The organism is Streptomyces sp. Y2F8-2, assembly GCF_014905555.1.
Taxonomy (GTDB): Bacteria; Actinomycetota; Actinomycetes; order Streptomycetales; family Streptomycetaceae; genus Streptomyces; species Streptomyces cynarae.
Genome location: NZ_BNGS01000003.1, coordinates 732997 through 748302, shown reverse-complemented (window position 1 = coordinate 748302; position 15306 = coordinate 732997). Strand labels below are relative to the sequence as shown.

The window sequence follows — 15306 nt, the reverse complement described above, 5'->3', positions numbered from 1 at the left end:
CGAACGGCGCCGGGCCGGGCGGAGTGCCCGGCCCGGCGCCGTCGACGAGGGAGTGCCGGGGGCGTTCGAGACGCCCCCTGGGCTCAGTCGTTGGCCACCACGGGGTAGCGGGGTTCGTTCTCGGCCATCTGTCGCAGGGCGTCCTTGCGTTCGCGCTTGGAGAGCCGGTCGATGTAGAGGTAGCCGTACAGATGGTCCGTCTCGTGCTGCAAACACCGGGCGAAGTAGCCGGTGCCGCGCACCTTGATCGGGTTGCCCTTCTCGTCCTGCCCCGTGACCTCGGCGTAGTCGGGGCGGGCGAGCGGCGCGTAGGCGGTCGGCACGGACAGGCAGCCCTCGTTGCTGTCGTCCAGACGGCGCTTTTCGGCGGGCAGGTCGACGAGCTTGGGGTTGCAGACCACGCCCACGTGGCGCACGCCCTCGTCGTCCTGGCAGTCGTAGACGAAGACCTTCAGATCGACACCGATCTGGTTGGCGGCCAGGCCCACGCCCTCCGCGGTGCGCTGGCTGGCGAACATGTCCGCGACCAGCTGCTCGAGCTCCTCGCCGAACTCGGTGACGTCCTTGCACTCCTTGTGCAGCACCGGGTTGCCGACGACCGTGATCGGCCGTGAGGTGCCACGCTCCCGCCAGGCCGTCTCGCGCTCCTCGCAGTCCTCCGTGTCGACGACGAAGCCCTCGTCGTCCACGGGGAGCACGCCCGCGTGCTGCTGATCGGTGTCCTGCTGCGCCATGACCGACGTACGCCTTCCTGCAACCATGGGAATCTGCGAGTACAGCCTACGGGGCGTGCTCGGGTGGCTTCCCCGGGAGACCGGTGAAGGCCCGGTCAACACACCTCTTCGAGGTCCCGCCAGTCCCGGGAGTCAGGACTGTCCGCGACCCACCCGTCCAGCAGCCCCCGAACGAGCGAAGCCGGCGCGGCCACCCCGCACTCCCGCTCGGGCACCCACAGTTGCCCGTCCGTACGGTGCCCCAGCGGCCCCGGGTGGCCAGGCTCGCTGTGGTCGTGCGGGTCGAGGTTCTCGCCGTCACCCTCGTCGGCCGGCATCCGGGACTCGGAGCACGTACGGCACAGCAGCCGCACGGACGAGGACCAGTCCTCCGCGGCGAACCCGGCGTCGGCGGCCAGCTGCTCCAGCGCGTCCCTGTCGGCCTCCGTGGCGGCCTCCAGCAGGACCACCCAGGTGGGCACCGGCGAGGGCGCCCACAGCTCGATCTCGTCGAAGACGGGGTAGGTGTGCCCGGCGGCCGTCGTGCGTTCCCCGTGCGGGACCCCGTCGTGCAGCACGACCTCGCCCCAGCGGCGCCCGGAGGACGGCAGCGGGATGGAGAGCACCTCGATACGGGCCGGGTCCAGCCGGCGCCCCCAGACCACCTCGGCCTCGCCCTCCGGCGACAGCCGCACGGCCGCGCTGCCCAGCTCCATCCCGGCGGGCTCCGAGGAGTCCGCGGCACCCCCCGGCACCTTCAGCCCGTACGCCTGCCAGGCGCGGCGGGCCAACGGCCAGTCCTGCAGGGCGGTGGCGGCGATGCCCACGTTCCACCAGTCGGGGGCCCCGGTCTCCTTCTCGAGCAGCGCCACCGCGCGCAGTCCGGCGGTACGGGCCTGCTCCCAGTCGTGGCGGAACTTGTGCAGCAGCGCCAGGTTGAACCAGGACTCCGAAAGCCAGGGCTCCAGGTCCGCGGCACGGGTCAGCAGCGCTCCCGCGTCCTCGTACCGGCCGTCACCGATCAGGGTGAACGCGCGGTCGGTGGCCTGCCGCCAGGAGGCGGAGGGCCGGTGCCGTCCCTTTCCGAAGATCCTCACGATTCCGCCTGCCAGTCCCTTGCGATTCCCGCCTGCCGGATTCCTGCCGTCTGCGGGGGCCACGGACCAAGCTGTGCCCCCGAACACCCTCTCCTCGCATCCAACCACGTACGGCCGGACGGGCGCTCATTACCGATGGGTTACCCCACCACTGGGGCCCTCAGACCGTCTCGCTGCAGCACTCGTGCGAGTGATTCCACGACCTCCGGCTGGTAGTCGCGGGCGCAGGCGAGCCGCAGCCGCTCCAGCGCGCCGAGCGGTCCCCCCGGTCCTGTCTCTTCCCTCGCCATCTCCTCGTACGCGTTGACCGCCCGGACGATTCTGGCGCTCACCGGCTGTTCCCGGTAGGGGTCGGCCTGCTGTGCCACGACGACGGCGACCTCGGCGTCCACGCCGGTCTGACGCACCACGGCGGCGCCGAGCAGGGCGATGCGCCGCTGCTCCTCGGCGGGCAGCCGGGCGGTGGCCCCGGCGGGGACGGGGTCGACCAGGCTGAGCTGTCCGATGTCGTGCATGAGGGCCGCGTACTCCAGGACGGTCAGCTCGGGCTCGGTGAGGCCCATCTCACGGCCGACGGCCCGGCTGAGCTCGGCCACGCGGCGGGCGTGTCCGGGGGGCGTGTACCCGGCGATCTCGGTGGCACGGGCCAGGGAGGCGATGGTCTGCCGGTAGGTGGTGCGCACGGCCGCGTAGCGCCGGTAGGAGAGCTGGGTGAGCAGCAGCGGCAGCGAGAAGACGGGCAGCGCCCAGAGGCCGACGACCGCGACGGCCAGGGACATCACGGCTCCCGTGGCGCACACCGCGGAGCCGATGCCGCGCCTGCCGCGCAGCTCGTCGCGCAGCAGCGGCCCGAACGGCCAGCGGGTCCGGCAGTGCGCGAGCGCGGCGGCGAGCAGCGCGTCGCAGAGGGTGGTCAGGACGAGCAGGGCGACGACGACCAGCGCGTACGCGGGTCCGCTCCGCTGATGCGGTCCGCTGTGGTGGTAGAGGGGCTGGAAGCAGACCGCGGCGAAGCCGACGGTGAGCAGGCGGCGGGTGAGGTGGTCGGTGGTGGGGCCGCGCCCACGGGCCACGTGCGGCACGCAACAGGCGAGGGAGGCCGCGAGCACCACCGCGACGACCTGGGGCACGCCGTGGTGGGTGGGCCGGCCGGCGGTCTCCCCGAGCAGGGCGTAGGCGAGCGCACCGGCCGCCCCGAGGGGTGCGGGCTCCCGTTCGCCGCCCCCGCTCCACCGGCCGAGCTCGCCGACTCCGATGAGCACCCCGAAGGCGAGGGCGGCACCGGGTTCCTCGAGGCCGTGCCGGAGGGTGTGGGCGAGGCAGCCGGCGCCGAGAAGCCCGGCCGCCGCGTGGGCGAGGACCAGGGGCAGGCGGCGGGCGGTCATGCACCGCCCCCACCGGGTCCCCGCTCGGCCGGGCGGCCGGCCGAGGGCAGGGCCGGAGGCGGTACGTTTCCGCGCGCCCGGGCTTCCCCGGCCCCTTCGCGCCGCTCCTCGTCCACGGTCACTACCGGGTGCCGGCCTCCCCCTCTTCCCCCTTCGCTCGAGCAGGGGTACCCCCACCGTTCCAGGGCCCGGACGAACGCCCGCACCATCGCCGGGTCGAACTGCGACCCCGCACACCGCTGGAGTTCGTCCAGGGCCGCGGCGACGGGGCGGGCCCGCCGGTATGAGCGGGTGGAGGTCATGGCGTCGAAGGCGTCCGCGACGGCGACCACGCGGGCGCACTCGGGGATGCGGTCGCCCGTCAGCCCGTACGGGTACCCGCTGCCGTCGAGGCGTTCGTGGTGGTGGAGGATCGCGGACCGCGCCTCGTCGAGGAACCCGATGCCGCGGACCATCTCGTGGCCGTACTCGGGGTGCAGTTCGATGATCCGCCGCTCCTCGGGGGTGAGCGGCCCGTCCTTGCGCAGCAGCCGGGTGGGCACGCCGAGTTTGCCCACGTCGTGGAGGATCCCGGCGAACCGCAGCACCTCGACGCGTTCGTCGTCCATGCCGAGTTCGCGGGCGATCATCATCGAGGCCTGTCCGACCCGCTCGCTGTGGCCCCGGGTGTAGCCGTCCTTGATGTCGACCGCCTGGACGAGCGCCCGGATCGTGGCCTGATGGGCCGCCCGCTCGCGGTGGTACTGGGCGAAGACCCAGCAGGAGACGTACATGGGCAGCAGCACGAGCAGAGCCGCGACCGGCCCGTATGTGCTGCGCCACAGCACGGCCATCATGAGCCCGGCCAGGCCGTGCACGGTGACGGGCGCGAGGGAGCGCAGGAACAGGCCGCGCCAGGCGGTGTGCGCCGGTACGCCCTCGGCGAGCGCCAGGATTCCGCCGTCGAGGGCGGTGAGTGCCAGGCAGAACGCCACCACGGCGGCACCCGCGGGCAGGAGCGCGTACGGGAAGCGGGGGCCGACGACCGCGTCGTGGCCGCCGAGCGACCAGTGCACCCGGGAGGCCGCCCACACGGCCAGGGCGAGTTGTGCGGCCCGCCAGGTCCGGCGCAGCCGGGCCGGCCGCCCGTCGACCCGGGCCAGCAGGGCACCCGGCAGCGGCACGAGCGCGGCGGCCGGGGGCGGCAGCAGGAAGGCGCCGGCGAGCAGAACGGGGAAGAACGTGCCCATGCCGTCAGGTGCGTGGCGGCCCACGAGGGAGCACCGGGGGACCTGCGCGCAGCCGGCGTAGAGCACGGCGAGCAGGGCGACGGCCCACCAGGGGATGGGCAGCTCCGGCACGGGAGCCACGCAGAACAGCGCGGCCAGGGCGGCGCAACCGACGTACACGTAGCCCCAAGGCCGAACCGGTCCCACGACGCCACCTCCCGCCGACCGGCGCCCGGCCCCGGAACCGGGCGGGCCCGGTCATGCCCCATTCAGGCTCGGGAGCCTAGGGGGGCAGGTGGCGCACCGGGGTGGCATTGGCCGAATCCATGGGCCTCCGGCCCATGGATTAGCACGTTCGAGTGACGAGCCGCCGGAGATTGACCGAGCATCCGAACGCGAGTTCAGGACTCCTGCGGAGTCACGGTGACATCGTGCTCGGGGACCGTCTGGCCGGAGCGGATCAGCTCGATGCGGCCCATGACCTTCGCCCGCAGGTCCGTCGGCACGTCGTCATGGCCGCAGCACCGCTTGACCAGCTTCTTCACGGCCTCCTCCAGCCCGTACTTCTCCAGGCAGGGGGAGCACTCCTTGAAGTGCTGCTGGAACTTGGTGCGGTCGACGTCCGGCATCTCACTGTCGAGGAACTCGTAGAGATGGTCCAGGACCTCACTGCAGTCAGTCTCGTGCGGCTCTCCGCAGCTCATGAGCCCGAGCCTTTCTCGTTCGACTCTCCGGCGCCGGCCGGGACCAGCCCTCGCTCGCGGGCGTAGTCCTCGAGCATGCCGCGCAGTTGACGGCGGCCCCGGTGCAGCCGGGACATCACCGTGCCGATGGGTGTCCCCATGATGTCGGCGATCTCCTTGTAGGCAAAGCCCTCTACGTCCGCGAGGTAGACGGCGATGCGGAATTCCTCGGGGATCGCCTGGAGCGCTTCCTTGACGTCCGAGTCGGGAAGGTGGTCGAGCGCCTGCGACTCCGCCGAGCGCAGGCCGGTCGACATGTGCGACTCGGCGCGTGCCAGCTGCCAGTCCTCGATCTCCTCGGCCGCGCTGCGCTGGGGTTCGCGCTGCTTCTTGCGGTACGAGTTGATGAACGTGTTGGTCAGGATCCGGTACAGCCAGGCCTTGAGGTTGGTGCCCTCGCGGAACTGGTGGAAGGACGCGTACGCCTTCGCGTACGTCTCCTGCACCAGGTCCTCGGCGTCGGCCGGGTTGCGCGTCATGCGCAGCGCGGCCGAGTACATCTGGTCGAGGAATTCGAGCGCGTCCCGCTCGAAGCGCGCACTGCGCTCGCCGGACGACTCCATGCCCGTGCCCCGGCCCTCGGGCTGCTCCGCCTGGCCGTAGTCGGTCCCTGCGTCGGTACCGGTGACCGGACCCACCTCCTCCAACGACATGGCAGGACCGAAACCGATCCCACTCGAATCGGAGGATAGACGAACATCGTTGCCCGCCGCCGCTCGAATCGGAGCGGTCCTGGCCGCGTGCAGCACCGTCCAGTCCAGGTCAGCGCTGCTGCTGCGGCTCGAATCAGACTCCGCCGGGCGCAGCCCGTCCACAGGGTGGTGGTGGGCGACGGGTGGGCAGATGGTCGAACCCATGCGGCGGACTTCCTCTCGTCGGTGCGTACAGCACGCCCGGTGCTGTCTGATCCCGACAACAGTGGTCCGCCTCGCAACATTCCCCGCCGTCACCCGAGTGACGTGACCCACTTCACCACGGCGTCGGTGATGGTCTCCAGGGCCTCCTCCTGGGTGATGTCCGCACGTTTGGGCACCGCGAAGCCGTGGTCGCCGTACGGCACCTCGACGATCTCGTAGCCGCCCCGGGGGAACTCCTCCGGCCTGCCGAACGGGTCGTTGCCGCCCTGTACCACCAGCGTGGGCACGCCCGCGCCCAGCAGTTCGTCCGCGCGGGACTTCTCCGGCTTGCCCGGCGGATGCAGCGGGAAGCTCAGGGCGAGGACCGCGTGCGCGCCCAGCTCGGCGGCGCTGCGGCAGGCGACCCGGGCCCCGGCGCTGCGTCCGCCCGAGATCACCGGCAGCCCGGGGGCGGCGAGTGCGGGCCACACCCCGCGCCAGCCGAGATCCAGCGTCTTCGGCGCGGGCGCCACCTTCTTGCCGGCGACGCGCCAGGGCTGCTCCACGAGTGCGACGCTCACACCGTGGGCGGGCAGGACCTGGGCGAGTGCCTGGAGGTCGCGCGCCTCGATGCCGCCGCCGGCGCCGTGGCTCACGGCCAGGACCAGACTCGCCTGCTTCGCCCGGTGCCAGGTGACGCGGGCCGTGCCGGCGTCCGTCTCGACGCTCTGTGTCACATCGGTCACGTCAGAACAGTGTGCCCTCTTCGGGCCCCGCCAGCTCCTTCAGCAGCTCCGGGCCGTTGTTGCGGACGTTGCTGACCGCCGTGGAGACCGGATAGGCGCGCATCAGGCCGGGGGGCGGCGGGTCCAGCAGGGAGCGCAGGTCGTCGGGGTCCGTGCGGGACGGGTCGAGCCAGGCGTCCCAGCGGTCCGGGGTGAGCATCAGCGGCATCCGGGGGTGGATGTCGGCGAGGGTGCGCGGGCCCTCGGCGGGGGCCACCGCCAGCGGGGTCGTCTCCGCCTCCGTGGTGATCACCGAGCAGGTCACCCACCAGGCCCGGGGGTGGTCGTCGGGCAGGGTCCGGTCCCGCCAGAACTCGTACAGCCCGGCCATCGCGAAGACCGACCCGTCGGCGGGCAGCACGAAGTACGGCTGCTTGCGCGGGCGCTTCCGCCTCCCCTCGACCTCCAGGTCGCGCTCGTCCTTGCCGGTGACCCACTCGTAGTAGCCGTCGGCAGGCAGGATGCACCGCCGGGCGGCGAAGGCGCGGCGGTACGACGGCTTCTCGTGCACGGTCTCGGCGCGCGCGTTGATCATGCGGGCGCCGCCCTCGGGGGACTTGGCCCAGGAGGGCACGAGGCCCCACCTGAGCCGGCGGAGCTGGCGAACCGGGCGCGTGTCGCCGGCGTCCTTCACAGGACGGTCCAGTACCGCGTAGACCTCCTTGGTCGGAGCCACGTTGTAGTCGGGCGCCGGGGACCCCTCCGGCTCCGGCTCCTCGATCTTCTCGATTTCAAAGATTCCTGCGAGATCCTCGGGCCTGCGACTCGCTGCGTACCGTCCGCACATGCGTGCCACACTGCCAGATCCGCCGACACACCTGGAGCCACTCACCGCAATGGACAGCCTCGCCTCGACCTCGCTGAGTTCGCTGCCCGATCTCTGGGACGCGGTCTTCGGCAGCCAACCGGACCCCGCACTGTGGGTGGTGATCGCCACCATGGTCGCGGCGCTCGCCGTGGTCGTCCCGCACAGCGTGTGGCGGATATCCCGCAACGCGATCACCATCGCGCACGAGGGCGGTCACGGCCTGGTCGCGCTGCTCACCGGCCGCACGCTCACCGGCATCCGGCTCCACTCGGACACCAGCGGCCTCACGGTCAGCCGTGGCAGGCCGTACGGGCTCGGCATGATCCTCACCGCAGCCGCGGGCTACACCGCTCCCCCGCTCCTCGGCCTCGGCGGCGCCGCGCTGCTCGCCGCCGGGCACATCACCGCGCTGCTGTGGCTGGCCACCGCGCTGCTCGTGTCGATGCTGGTGATGATCCGCAACGCGTACGGGGCGCTGACCGTGCTGCTGACCGGCGGCACGTTCCTGGCGGTGTCCTGGCTGACCGGCCCGCAGGTGCAGGCGGCCTTCGCCTACGCGGCGGTGTGGTTCCTGCTCCTCGGCGGCGTACGCCCCGCCTTCGAGCTGCAGGCCAAGCGGTCCCGCGGGGGCGCCCGGGACTCGGACGCCGACCAGCTCGCCCGGCTGACGAACGTGCCCGCCGGGCTGTGGCTGTTCCTGTTCCACACGGTGTCGCTCTGCTCCCTGATGGGCGGCGGACGCTGGCTGCTGGAAATGTGACGCCGAACAGGGACCGACCGTGTCGATGTGCGGCCCCGCCGCGACGGAGGTCCCCTGTTCGAAAGGAGCTGTTCGAACGGAGCCGAGAACTTGAGCGGGGAGCGACCAGCCATGACGGCGCCGCTCCCGAACGATGCTCCCCTCAACAGCGCCCTTATAGAGTGGGGCCATGGCCCCGAACCCCCCGCACACCGCCCTCTGGCCCGCCCCGCACGCGAGCGGAGCCGTCGACGCGACGGTTCACGTGCCCGGGTCCAAGTCGGTCACCAACCGCGCCCTCGTGCTCGCCGCCCTCGCCTCCGAGCCGGGCTGGCTGCGCCGCCCGCTGCGCTCCCGCGACACCCTGCTGATGGCCGCGGCCCTGCGCGCGATGGGCGTCGGCATCGAGGAAGGGGTCGGCCCGGACGGCTCCGGCGAGACCTGGCGCGTCATCCCCGCCGCACTGCACGGCCCGGCCACGGTCGACGTCGGCAACGCCGGCACCGTGATGCGCTTCCTGCCCCCGGTGGCCGCGCTCGCCGACGGCCCGGTCCGCTTCGACGGCGACCCACGCTCGTACGAACGCCCCCTGAACGGCGTGATCGACGCCCTGCGCGCCCTGGGCGCCCGTATCGACGACGACGGCCGCGGCGCCCTGCCGCTGACCGTCCACGGCGGCGGCGCGCTGGACGGCGGACCGGTGTCGGTCGACGCGTCCTCGTCCTCCCAGTTCGTCAGCGCCCTGCTGCTGTCCGCCCCCCGTTTCAACCAGGGCGTCGAGGTCCGCCACACCGGTGCGACCCTGCCCTCCCTGCCGCACATCCGCATGACGGTCGACATGCTGCGCGCCGTCGGCGCCCAGGTGGACACCCCGGAGTCGGGCGGCGAGCCCGATGTCTGGCGGGTCACGCCGGGCGCCCTGCTCGGCCGTGACCTGACCGTCGAACCGGACCTGTCCAACGCCCAGCCGTTCCTCGCCGCCGCCCTGGTGACCGGCGGCAAGGTCGTCATCCCGGACTGGCCGGCCCGCACGACCCAGCCCGGCGACCGCCTGCGTGAGATCTTCACCGAGATGGGCGGCTCCTGCGAACTGACCGAACGCGGCCTGGTCTTCACCGGCTCCGGCGCCATCCACGGAATCGACGTGGACCTGGGCGAGGTCGGCGAGCTGACCCCGGGCATCGCGGCGGTGGCGGCCCTCGCCGACTCCCCGTCCACCCTGCGCGGCGTGGCCCATCTGCGGCTGCACGAGACCGACCGCCTGGCCGCCCTGACCAAGGAGATCAACGAGCTGGGCGGTGACGTCACCGAGACCGCCGACGGTCTCCACATCCGCCCGCGCCCCCTGCACGGCGGGGTCTTCCACACCTACGACGACCACCGCATGGCCACCGCGGGCGCCGTCATCGGCCTCGCGGTCGAGGGCGTGCGGATCGAGAACGTGGCGACCACGGCCAAGACGCTGCCGGACTTCCCCGACCTGTGGACCGGGATGCTGGGGAACTGACGGGCGGACTGACGACCATGCGCCGCTACGGCAAGCACACCGACGAGGACGACATCCGCACGCGTCCCAACCGCAGGGGAAACCGGCCGCGTACGAACATCCGGCCGAAGCACGAGGACGCGGCGGAGGGCATGGTCCTCACCGTGGACCGCGGGCGGCTGACCTGCCTCGTCGACGGCCGTACGGTCCTGGCGATGAAGGCCCGTGAACTGGGCCGCAAGGCCGCTGTGGTCGGTGACCGCGTCGCCCTGGTCGGCGACCTGTCCGGCCAGAAGGACACTCTCGCGCGGATCGTCCGCATCGAGGAGCGCTCGTCGGTGCTGCGCCGCACCGCCGACGACGACGATCCCTACGAGCGCGTGGTCGTCGCCAACGCCGACCAACTGGCCATCGTCACCGCCCTCGCGGACCCCGAGCCGCGCCCGCGCCTGATCGACCGCTGCCTGGTCGCGGCCTACGACGGCGGCCTGGACCCGCTGCTGGTGCTGACCAAGTCGGACCTCGCCCCGCCCGAGAAGCTCCTGGAGCTGTACGGCGACCTGGACATCCCCTACGTCGTCACCAGCCGTGAGGAACTGGAGACCGGCGACGCCGCGGACCGGGTGCGCGAGCACCTCGACGGCAAGGTCACCGCGTTCGTCGGGCATTCGGGTGTGGGCAAGACGACCCTGGTCAACGCGCTGGTTCCGGAGGACCGCCGTCGCATGACCGGGCATGTCAACGCGGTCACGGGCCGCGGCCGGCACACCACGACCTCGGCGCTCGCGCTGCCGCTGCGGGAGGCCGGCGGCTGGGTCGTCGACACCCCGGGCGTACGGTCCTTCGGCCTGGCCCACATCGACCCGTCCCGCGTCATCCACGCCTTCCCGGACCTCGAGCCCGGCACCGAGGGCTGCCCGCGGGCGTGCAGCCACGACGAACCGGACTGCGCGCTGGACGCATGGGTCGCCGAGGGGCACGCGGATCCGGCCCGGCTCTACTCCCTGCGCAGGCTGCTCTCCACAAGGGAACGCAGGGAGGGCGACTGACCTCGCCGGTGTTTGCGTCGCTCACCCGCAGGTAAAGGCTTACTCGCATCGAGATCCGACAGGACCTGAGCAGTCGGCGTGGGGACGCGGGAGGACGACACATGGCGTGGCTGCTGGTCATCGTGGCCGGACTTCTCGAGACCGGTTTCGCCGTCTGCCTCAAGCTCTCCCACGGTTTCACCAGGCTCTGGCCGACCATCGCGTTCTGCTGTTTCGCGCTGGGCAGCTTCGGCCTCCTCACGCTGTCCCTGAAGAAGCTGGACGTGGGTCCGGCGTACGCGGTGTGGACGGGGATCGGGGCGGCGGGGACGGCGATCTACGGGATGGTGTTCCTGGGGGACCTCGTGTCCACCCTCAAGATCGTCTCGATCACGTTCGTGATCGTGGGCGTGATCGGCTTGCAGCTTTCGGGCTCGACTCACTGAGACCGAGGGGGCACGCCCCATAACAGGGGCACGCCCCATGAGAGGCGGGGCCCGGGGCGCACCGTCACCGAACCTGCCGCGGCAGAGCGGCCCGCACCAGCTCCGCGACCCCACCCTCCCCTGGCGGAGCCGCCACACACGACAGCGACAACCGGACGACCACCTCACAAACACGGGCCAACTCCACGGCATCGCCCTTGCCGAGGCCGGGCACGGCCACCGCCGTCACGGCGCGATCACGGACCAGGCCCACAAGATCCGACGGTGAGGGCAGCGGCCCATCGGCCCGCCGCTGTGCCGGTACGGCGGAGCCGGACGGCACGGCCGCGAGCGACGGCGACGGCAACGACTCGCTCCAGCATCCGGTGAGCATGGCGCGGACGAGGACGTTCTGGCGGGCCGCCGAGACGGTCCACTCCGCGGCCGAAGCCAGTCGCTCGCCGATGTCCCCGGGTGGGGCGAGAGCCCTCTCGACACCGGCGAGGTACCCGTCCGCCTCCCGGCGCACCAAGGCGCGGGCGAGCCCGTCCTTGCTGCCGAACTCGTTGTACAGCGTCTGGCGGGAGACACCGGCCGCCGCGGCCACGTCCACCATGCGCACGGCGGACCACGGACGGTGTTGGAGCGCCGTATAAGCGGCGTCCAGCAGGGATTCCCGCGCTGCAGGCATCATCGCCTCCCTCGGGACCAGCGGCTCTGACGCACAGGGTTGACGCGTGCACCAACAGTGTCAAGAGTTCTCGGCGGCATTGAGGGGCGCGTACCGGCCGTCACACGCCGCGATCGCACGGCAGCGCGGGGCCGCCCGCGGAGGCGCCCCAGGAAGATCCCCCGTCCCGTGTGGCCCTTCCGGCGAAGAGGCGGATACGGTTCGGTCATGCCCGACTATCTCGATGACCTGCGGCTCGCCCATGTGCTCGCGGACGCGGCCGACGCCGCGAGCATGGGCCGGTTCAAGGCCCTTGACCTCAAGGTCGAGACCAAACCGGACATGACACCGGTGAGCGAGGCCGACAAGGCCGCCGAGGAGCTCATCCGCGGCCAGCTCCAGCGCGCCCGGCCGCGCGACGCGATCCTCGGCGAGGAGTACGGCGTCGAGGGCACGGGCCCGCGCCGCTGGGTGATCGACCCGATCGACGGCACCAAGAACTACGTGCGCGGCGTGCCGGTGTGGGCCACGCTCATCTCGCTGATGGAGGCGGGCGAAGGGGGCTACCAACCCGTCGTCGGTGTTGTCTCGGCGCCCGCGCTGGGCCGCCGTTGGTGGGCGGCGAAGGGGCACGGCGCGTTCACGGGGCGCAGTCTGTCCTCGGCGTCGCGGCTGCACGTCTCGCGCGTCTCAAGGCTGTCGGACGCGTCCTTCGCGTACTCCTCGCTGTCGGGCTGGGAGGAGCAGGGCCGGCTGAACGGCTTCCTCGACCTGACGCGCACGGTGTGGCGCACCCGCGGCTACGGCGACTTCTGGCCGTACATGATGGTCGCGGAGGGGTCGGTGGACCTCTGCGCCGAGCCGGAGCTGTCGCTGTGGGACATGGCGGCGAACGCGATCATCGTGACGGAGGCCGGCGGCTCCTTCACCGGCCTCGACGGCCGCCCGGGCCCGCACAGCGGCAACGCGGCCGCGTCCAACGGGTTGCTCCACGACACCCTGCTCGACTATCTGAACGACCGGTACTAGCCCTACTGGTGTCTGAACGACCGACCGGTACCAGCCCTACTGGTGTCTGAACGACCGGTGGCGCCTACCGGCCGGTACGAGACACCAGCGGTGCACAGGGGTGCTGCTGTGCACCGCGAGCGCCCCTGAACTCGCGCCGCGCGCCCTCTTGTTGACCGGCCCTTTGCCTGGGAACCTGGGCTTCACCCACTTGTGAATTTGTGAAGCCTGGGGCGGGCGCTTCCGGCGGGCGGCATCCCACGATTCCGGAGCCCTGAGCCAGTGCGGTCGAGTGGGTTCGGTCCAGCGCACTCGTAGGAGGTGGCTCCGCCCCATGCTCGTCCGCGACGCCATGAGCACCGTGGTCCTCACCATCGGCCCCGCACACACTCTCCGCCAGGCAGCAGCCCTGATGTCCGCCCGCCGGGTCGGCGCGGCCGTGGTCCTCGACCCGGACGCCGGCGGCCCCGGCATCCTCACCGAGCGTGACATCCTCAACTCCGTCGGCCTGGGCCAGAGCCCGGACATCGAACGGGCCCAGGCTCACACCACCATGGACGTCGTGTTCGCCGCGCCGTCCTGGACCCTCGAGGAGGCCGCGCAGGCCATGGCCCACGGCGGTTTCCGGCATCTGATCGTCCTGGACGACGACGAACCCGTCGGCGTCGTCTCGGTCCGCGACATCATCCGCTGCTGGGCCCCGGCCCGGCGGCCGGCAGCGGTGAGCTGATGCACGACGGTGCCTGTACGGACAGGATCCGCACAGGCACCGCACTCGACCGCGGCCATCGACGGAGCGACCCCGACGGCGGGCAACCAGGTCCGCGTGAGCCGCGCCGGTTCAGCCGCGAAGGGGCCGCAGGGACTGCACCGCGGCCTCCAGGCGCTTGCCGAAGTCGCCGTCGGCTCGACGGAAGTTGTCGATCGCGCGCTCGACGATGTCGTCGCGCGAGACCTGCGAGAGGGAGCCCGCGAGGTTGCCGATCAGGCGCCCCCTCTCCTCCTCGGACATCAAGCGGTACAGATCGCCCGCCTGCACGAAGTCGTCGTCCTCGGCGTGTACCGGGGCCTCGTGGCTGCCCGTGACGCCCTGCACCGGGACCGGCTGCCACAGCGGCCGGCCGGTCTGGAACGGGCCGCCGAAGCTGTTCGGCTCGTAGTTCCTGGCGCCCTTGTGCCGGCCGTCGTACAGGAAGCCGTCCCGGCCGTGGGTGCGCGCCTCGGCGGCGTGCGGGCGGTTCACCGGCAGCTGGTCGGCGTTGATGCCGACGCGGTAGCGGTGCGCGTCGCCGTAGGCGAACAGGCGGCCCTGGAGCATCTTGTCCGGGGAGGGACCGATACCGGGCACGAAGTGGGCGGGGCTGAAGATCGACTGCTCGACCTCGGCGAAGATGTTCTCCGGATTGCGGTCGAGCTCCAGCTTTCCGATCTCGACCAGCGGGTAGTCGCCGTGCGGCCACACCTTGGTCAGGTCGAAGGGGTTGAAGCGGTAGGTCGCCGCCTCGGCCGCGGGCATGATCTGGACGGAGACGGTCCAGGTCGGGTACTCGCCCCGCTCGATGGCCTCGCGCAGGTCACGCTGGTGGGAGTCGGGGTCCTTGCCCGCGAGGATCTCGGCCTCCTCGGCGGTGAGGTTCTTGATCCCCTGGTCGGTCTTGAAGTGGTACTTGACCCAGAAGACCTCGCCGACCTCGTTGTTCCACTGGAAGGTGTGCGAGCCGAAGCCGTCCATGTGGCGGTAGGAGGCCGGGATACCGCGGTCGCCGAAGAGCCAGGTCACCTGGTGGGTGCTCTCCGGGCTGAGGCTCCAGAAGTCCCAGACGTTGTCCGCCTCCTGGCTGCCCGTGTACGGGTCGCGCTTCTGGGTGTGGATGAAGTCGGGGAACTTGATGGCGTCCTTGATGAAGAACACCGGCGTGTTGTTGCCGACGAGGTCGTAGTTGCCCTCCTCGGTGTAGAACTTCAACGCGAAACCGCGCGGGTCACGGACGGCGTCCGCGGCGCCGAGGTTGCCGGCCACGGTCGAGAAGCGCAGGAAGACCTCGGTCTGCTTGCCGATCTCGGAGAGGAAGGCGGCACGCGTGTACGGGGTGACGTCGGCGGTGACCGTGAAGGTGCCGTAGGCACCCGCGCCCCGGGCGTGCACCACTCGCTCCGGGATGCGCTCCCGGTTGAAGCGCGCGAGCTTCTCCAGCAGCAGCTGGTCCTGAACGAGAACGGGGCCGCCGACGCCCGCCGTCTCGCTGTTCTGGTTGTCGGCCACCGGAGCACCGGCTTCCGTCGTGAGCGGTCCCTGCGTCACCTGAGCCTCCTGAGTCACTGCCACTGCCGCCTTCCAGCCCGGTCACCTGACCAGCGCCGACTCGATCCTACAT

16 protein-coding genes are annotated in these 15306 nt (G+C 71.8%); 6 read left to right on the top strand and 10 right to left on the bottom strand.

What is annotated here, in order from left to right:
* Positions 1–83 precede the first annotated feature (83 nt).
* From def to SY2F82_RS13380, 8 genes are all read right to left on the bottom strand, one after another.
* On the bottom strand, positions 84–734 hold the full coding sequence (gene def, locus SY2F82_RS13415) for a peptide deformylase (RefSeq protein WP_200419231.1): 651 nt from the start codon (positions 732–734) through the stop codon (positions 84–86).
* 95 nt (positions 735–829) lie between these two features.
* Positions 830–1810, bottom strand: a complete 981-nt coding sequence (locus SY2F82_RS13410; RefSeq protein WP_200419230.1) for a hypothetical protein — start codon at positions 1808–1810, stop codon at positions 830–832.
* 140 nt (positions 1811–1950) lie between these two features.
* Positions 1951–3195 carry an HD-GYP domain-containing protein gene (locus SY2F82_RS13405; RefSeq protein WP_200419229.1) on the bottom strand — a complete coding sequence of 415 codons (1245 nt, stop codon included), beginning with the start codon at positions 3193–3195 and terminating at the stop codon, positions 1951–1953.
* Positions 3192–4610: an HD-GYP domain-containing protein gene (locus tag SY2F82_RS13400; RefSeq protein WP_200419228.1), complete on the bottom strand. Its 1419-nt coding sequence runs from the start codon at positions 4608–4610 to the stop codon at positions 3192–3194. The genes SY2F82_RS13405 and SY2F82_RS13400 overlap by 4 nt, the downstream gene beginning before the upstream one ends.
* 194 nt (positions 4611–4804) lie before the next feature.
* Positions 4805–5107 (bottom strand): mycothiol system anti-sigma-R factor, encoded by a 303-nt coding sequence (gene rsrA / locus SY2F82_RS13395; protein ID WP_200419227.1) that lies wholly within the window; start codon positions 5105–5107, stop codon positions 4805–4807.
* Positions 5104–5784, bottom strand: a complete 681-nt coding sequence (gene sigR / locus SY2F82_RS13390; RefSeq protein WP_200419449.1) for an RNA polymerase sigma factor SigR — start codon at positions 5782–5784, stop codon at positions 5104–5106. The genes rsrA and sigR overlap by 4 nt, the downstream gene beginning before the upstream one ends.
* Positions 5785–6092: 308 nt before the next feature.
* Positions 6093–6719 carry an alpha/beta family hydrolase gene (locus tag SY2F82_RS13385; protein ID WP_200419448.1) on the bottom strand — a complete coding sequence of 209 codons (627 nt, stop codon included), beginning with the start codon at positions 6717–6719 and terminating at the stop codon, positions 6093–6095.
* Between the two features lie 10 nt (positions 6720–6729).
* Positions 6730–7554, bottom strand: coding sequence for an SOS response-associated peptidase (locus tag SY2F82_RS13380; RefSeq protein ID WP_200419226.1), 825 nt, complete (start codon positions 7552–7554; stop codon positions 6730–6732).
* Positions 7555–7603: 49 nt separating this feature from the next.
* Here SY2F82_RS13380 and SY2F82_RS13375 point away from each other — a divergent pair, with 49 nt between their 5' ends.
* The 4 genes from SY2F82_RS13375 (at position 7604) to SY2F82_RS13360 (ending at position 11274) form a co-directional block, all read left to right on the top strand.
* Positions 7604–8335, top strand: coding sequence for a M50 family metallopeptidase (locus SY2F82_RS13375; RefSeq protein WP_200419447.1), 732 nt, complete (start codon positions 7604–7606; stop codon positions 8333–8335).
* Between the two features lie 169 nt (positions 8336–8504).
* Positions 8505–9821: a 3-phosphoshikimate 1-carboxyvinyltransferase gene (gene aroA, locus SY2F82_RS13370; protein WP_200419225.1), complete on the top strand. Its 1317-nt coding sequence runs from the start codon at positions 8505–8507 to the stop codon at positions 9819–9821.
* Between the two features lie 17 nt (positions 9822–9838).
* On the top strand, positions 9839–10849 hold the full coding sequence (gene rsgA / locus SY2F82_RS13365; RefSeq protein ID WP_200419446.1) for a ribosome small subunit-dependent GTPase A: 1011 nt from the start codon (positions 9839–9841) through the stop codon (positions 10847–10849).
* A gap of 101 nt (positions 10850–10950) precedes the next feature.
* On the top strand, positions 10951–11274 hold the full coding sequence (locus SY2F82_RS13360; protein WP_200419224.1) for a multidrug efflux SMR transporter: 324 nt from the start codon (positions 10951–10953) through the stop codon (positions 11272–11274).
* A 64-nt stretch (positions 11275–11338) separates the two neighbouring features.
* Here SY2F82_RS13360 and SY2F82_RS13355 read toward each other — a convergent pair whose 3' ends face one another.
* Positions 11339–11947 carry a TetR/AcrR family transcriptional regulator gene (locus SY2F82_RS13355; protein WP_200419223.1) on the bottom strand — a complete coding sequence of 203 codons (609 nt, stop codon included), beginning with the start codon at positions 11945–11947 and terminating at the stop codon, positions 11339–11341.
* A gap of 204 nt (positions 11948–12151) precedes the next feature.
* Between SY2F82_RS13355 and hisN the strand changes: the two genes are divergently transcribed.
* Both hisN and SY2F82_RS13345 read left to right on the top strand, forming a co-directional pair.
* Entirely contained in the window at positions 12152–12952 is an 801-nt protein-coding gene (hisN, locus tag SY2F82_RS13350; protein WP_200419222.1) for a histidinol-phosphatase, read from the top strand.
* A gap of 313 nt (positions 12953–13265) precedes the next feature.
* Complete coding sequence (locus tag SY2F82_RS13345; protein ID WP_200419221.1) at positions 13266–13661, top strand: cyclic nucleotide-binding/CBS domain-containing protein; 396 nt, start codon at positions 13266–13268, stop codon at positions 13659–13661.
* 111 nt (positions 13662–13772) lie between these two features.
* On the opposite strand, the gene SY2F82_RS13340 is transcribed toward SY2F82_RS13345, so the two are convergent.
* A complete protein-coding gene (locus tag SY2F82_RS13340; protein WP_200419220.1) occupies positions 13773–15233 on the bottom strand; it encodes a catalase in 1461 nt (486 codons plus the stop codon).
* Positions 15234–15306 lie beyond the last annotated feature (73 nt).

What these genes read in the sequence shown, in the direction of transcription:
- rsrA (WP_200419227.1), bottom strand. Translation starts at nt 5,107, where the DNA reads ATGAGCTGCGGAGAGCCGCACGAGACTGACTGCAGTGAGGTCCTGGAC.
- def (WP_200419231.1), bottom strand. Translation starts at nt 734, where the DNA reads ATGGCGCAGCAGGACACCGATCAGCAGCACGCGGGCGTGCTCCCCGTG.
- aroA (WP_200419225.1), top strand. Translation starts at nt 8,505, where the DNA reads ATGGCCCCGAACCCCCCGCACACCGCCCTCTGGCCCGCCCCGCACGCG.
- hisN (WP_200419222.1), top strand. Translation starts at nt 12,152, where the DNA reads ATGCCCGACTATCTCGATGACCTGCGGCTCGCCCATGTGCTCGCGGAC.
- SY2F82_RS13380 (WP_200419226.1), bottom strand. Translation starts at nt 7,554, where the DNA reads ATGTGCGGACGGTACGCAGCGAGTCGCAGGCCCGAGGATCTCGCAGGA.
- SY2F82_RS13360 (WP_200419224.1), top strand. Translation starts at nt 10,951, where the DNA reads ATGGCGTGGCTGCTGGTCATCGTGGCCGGACTTCTCGAGACCGGTTTC.
- SY2F82_RS13345 (WP_200419221.1), top strand. Translation starts at nt 13,266, where the DNA reads ATGCTCGTCCGCGACGCCATGAGCACCGTGGTCCTCACCATCGGCCCC.
- SY2F82_RS13355 (WP_200419223.1), bottom strand. Translation starts at nt 11,947, where the DNA reads ATGATGCCTGCAGCGCGGGAATCCCTGCTGGACGCCGCTTATACGGCG.
- rsgA (WP_200419446.1), top strand. Translation starts at nt 9,839, where the DNA reads ATGCGCCGCTACGGCAAGCACACCGACGAGGACGACATCCGCACGCGT.
- SY2F82_RS13375 (WP_200419447.1), top strand. Translation starts at nt 7,604, where the DNA reads ATGGACAGCCTCGCCTCGACCTCGCTGAGTTCGCTGCCCGATCTCTGG.
- SY2F82_RS13405 (WP_200419229.1), bottom strand. Translation starts at nt 3,195, where the DNA reads ATGACCGCCCGCCGCCTGCCCCTGGTCCTCGCCCACGCGGCGGCCGGG.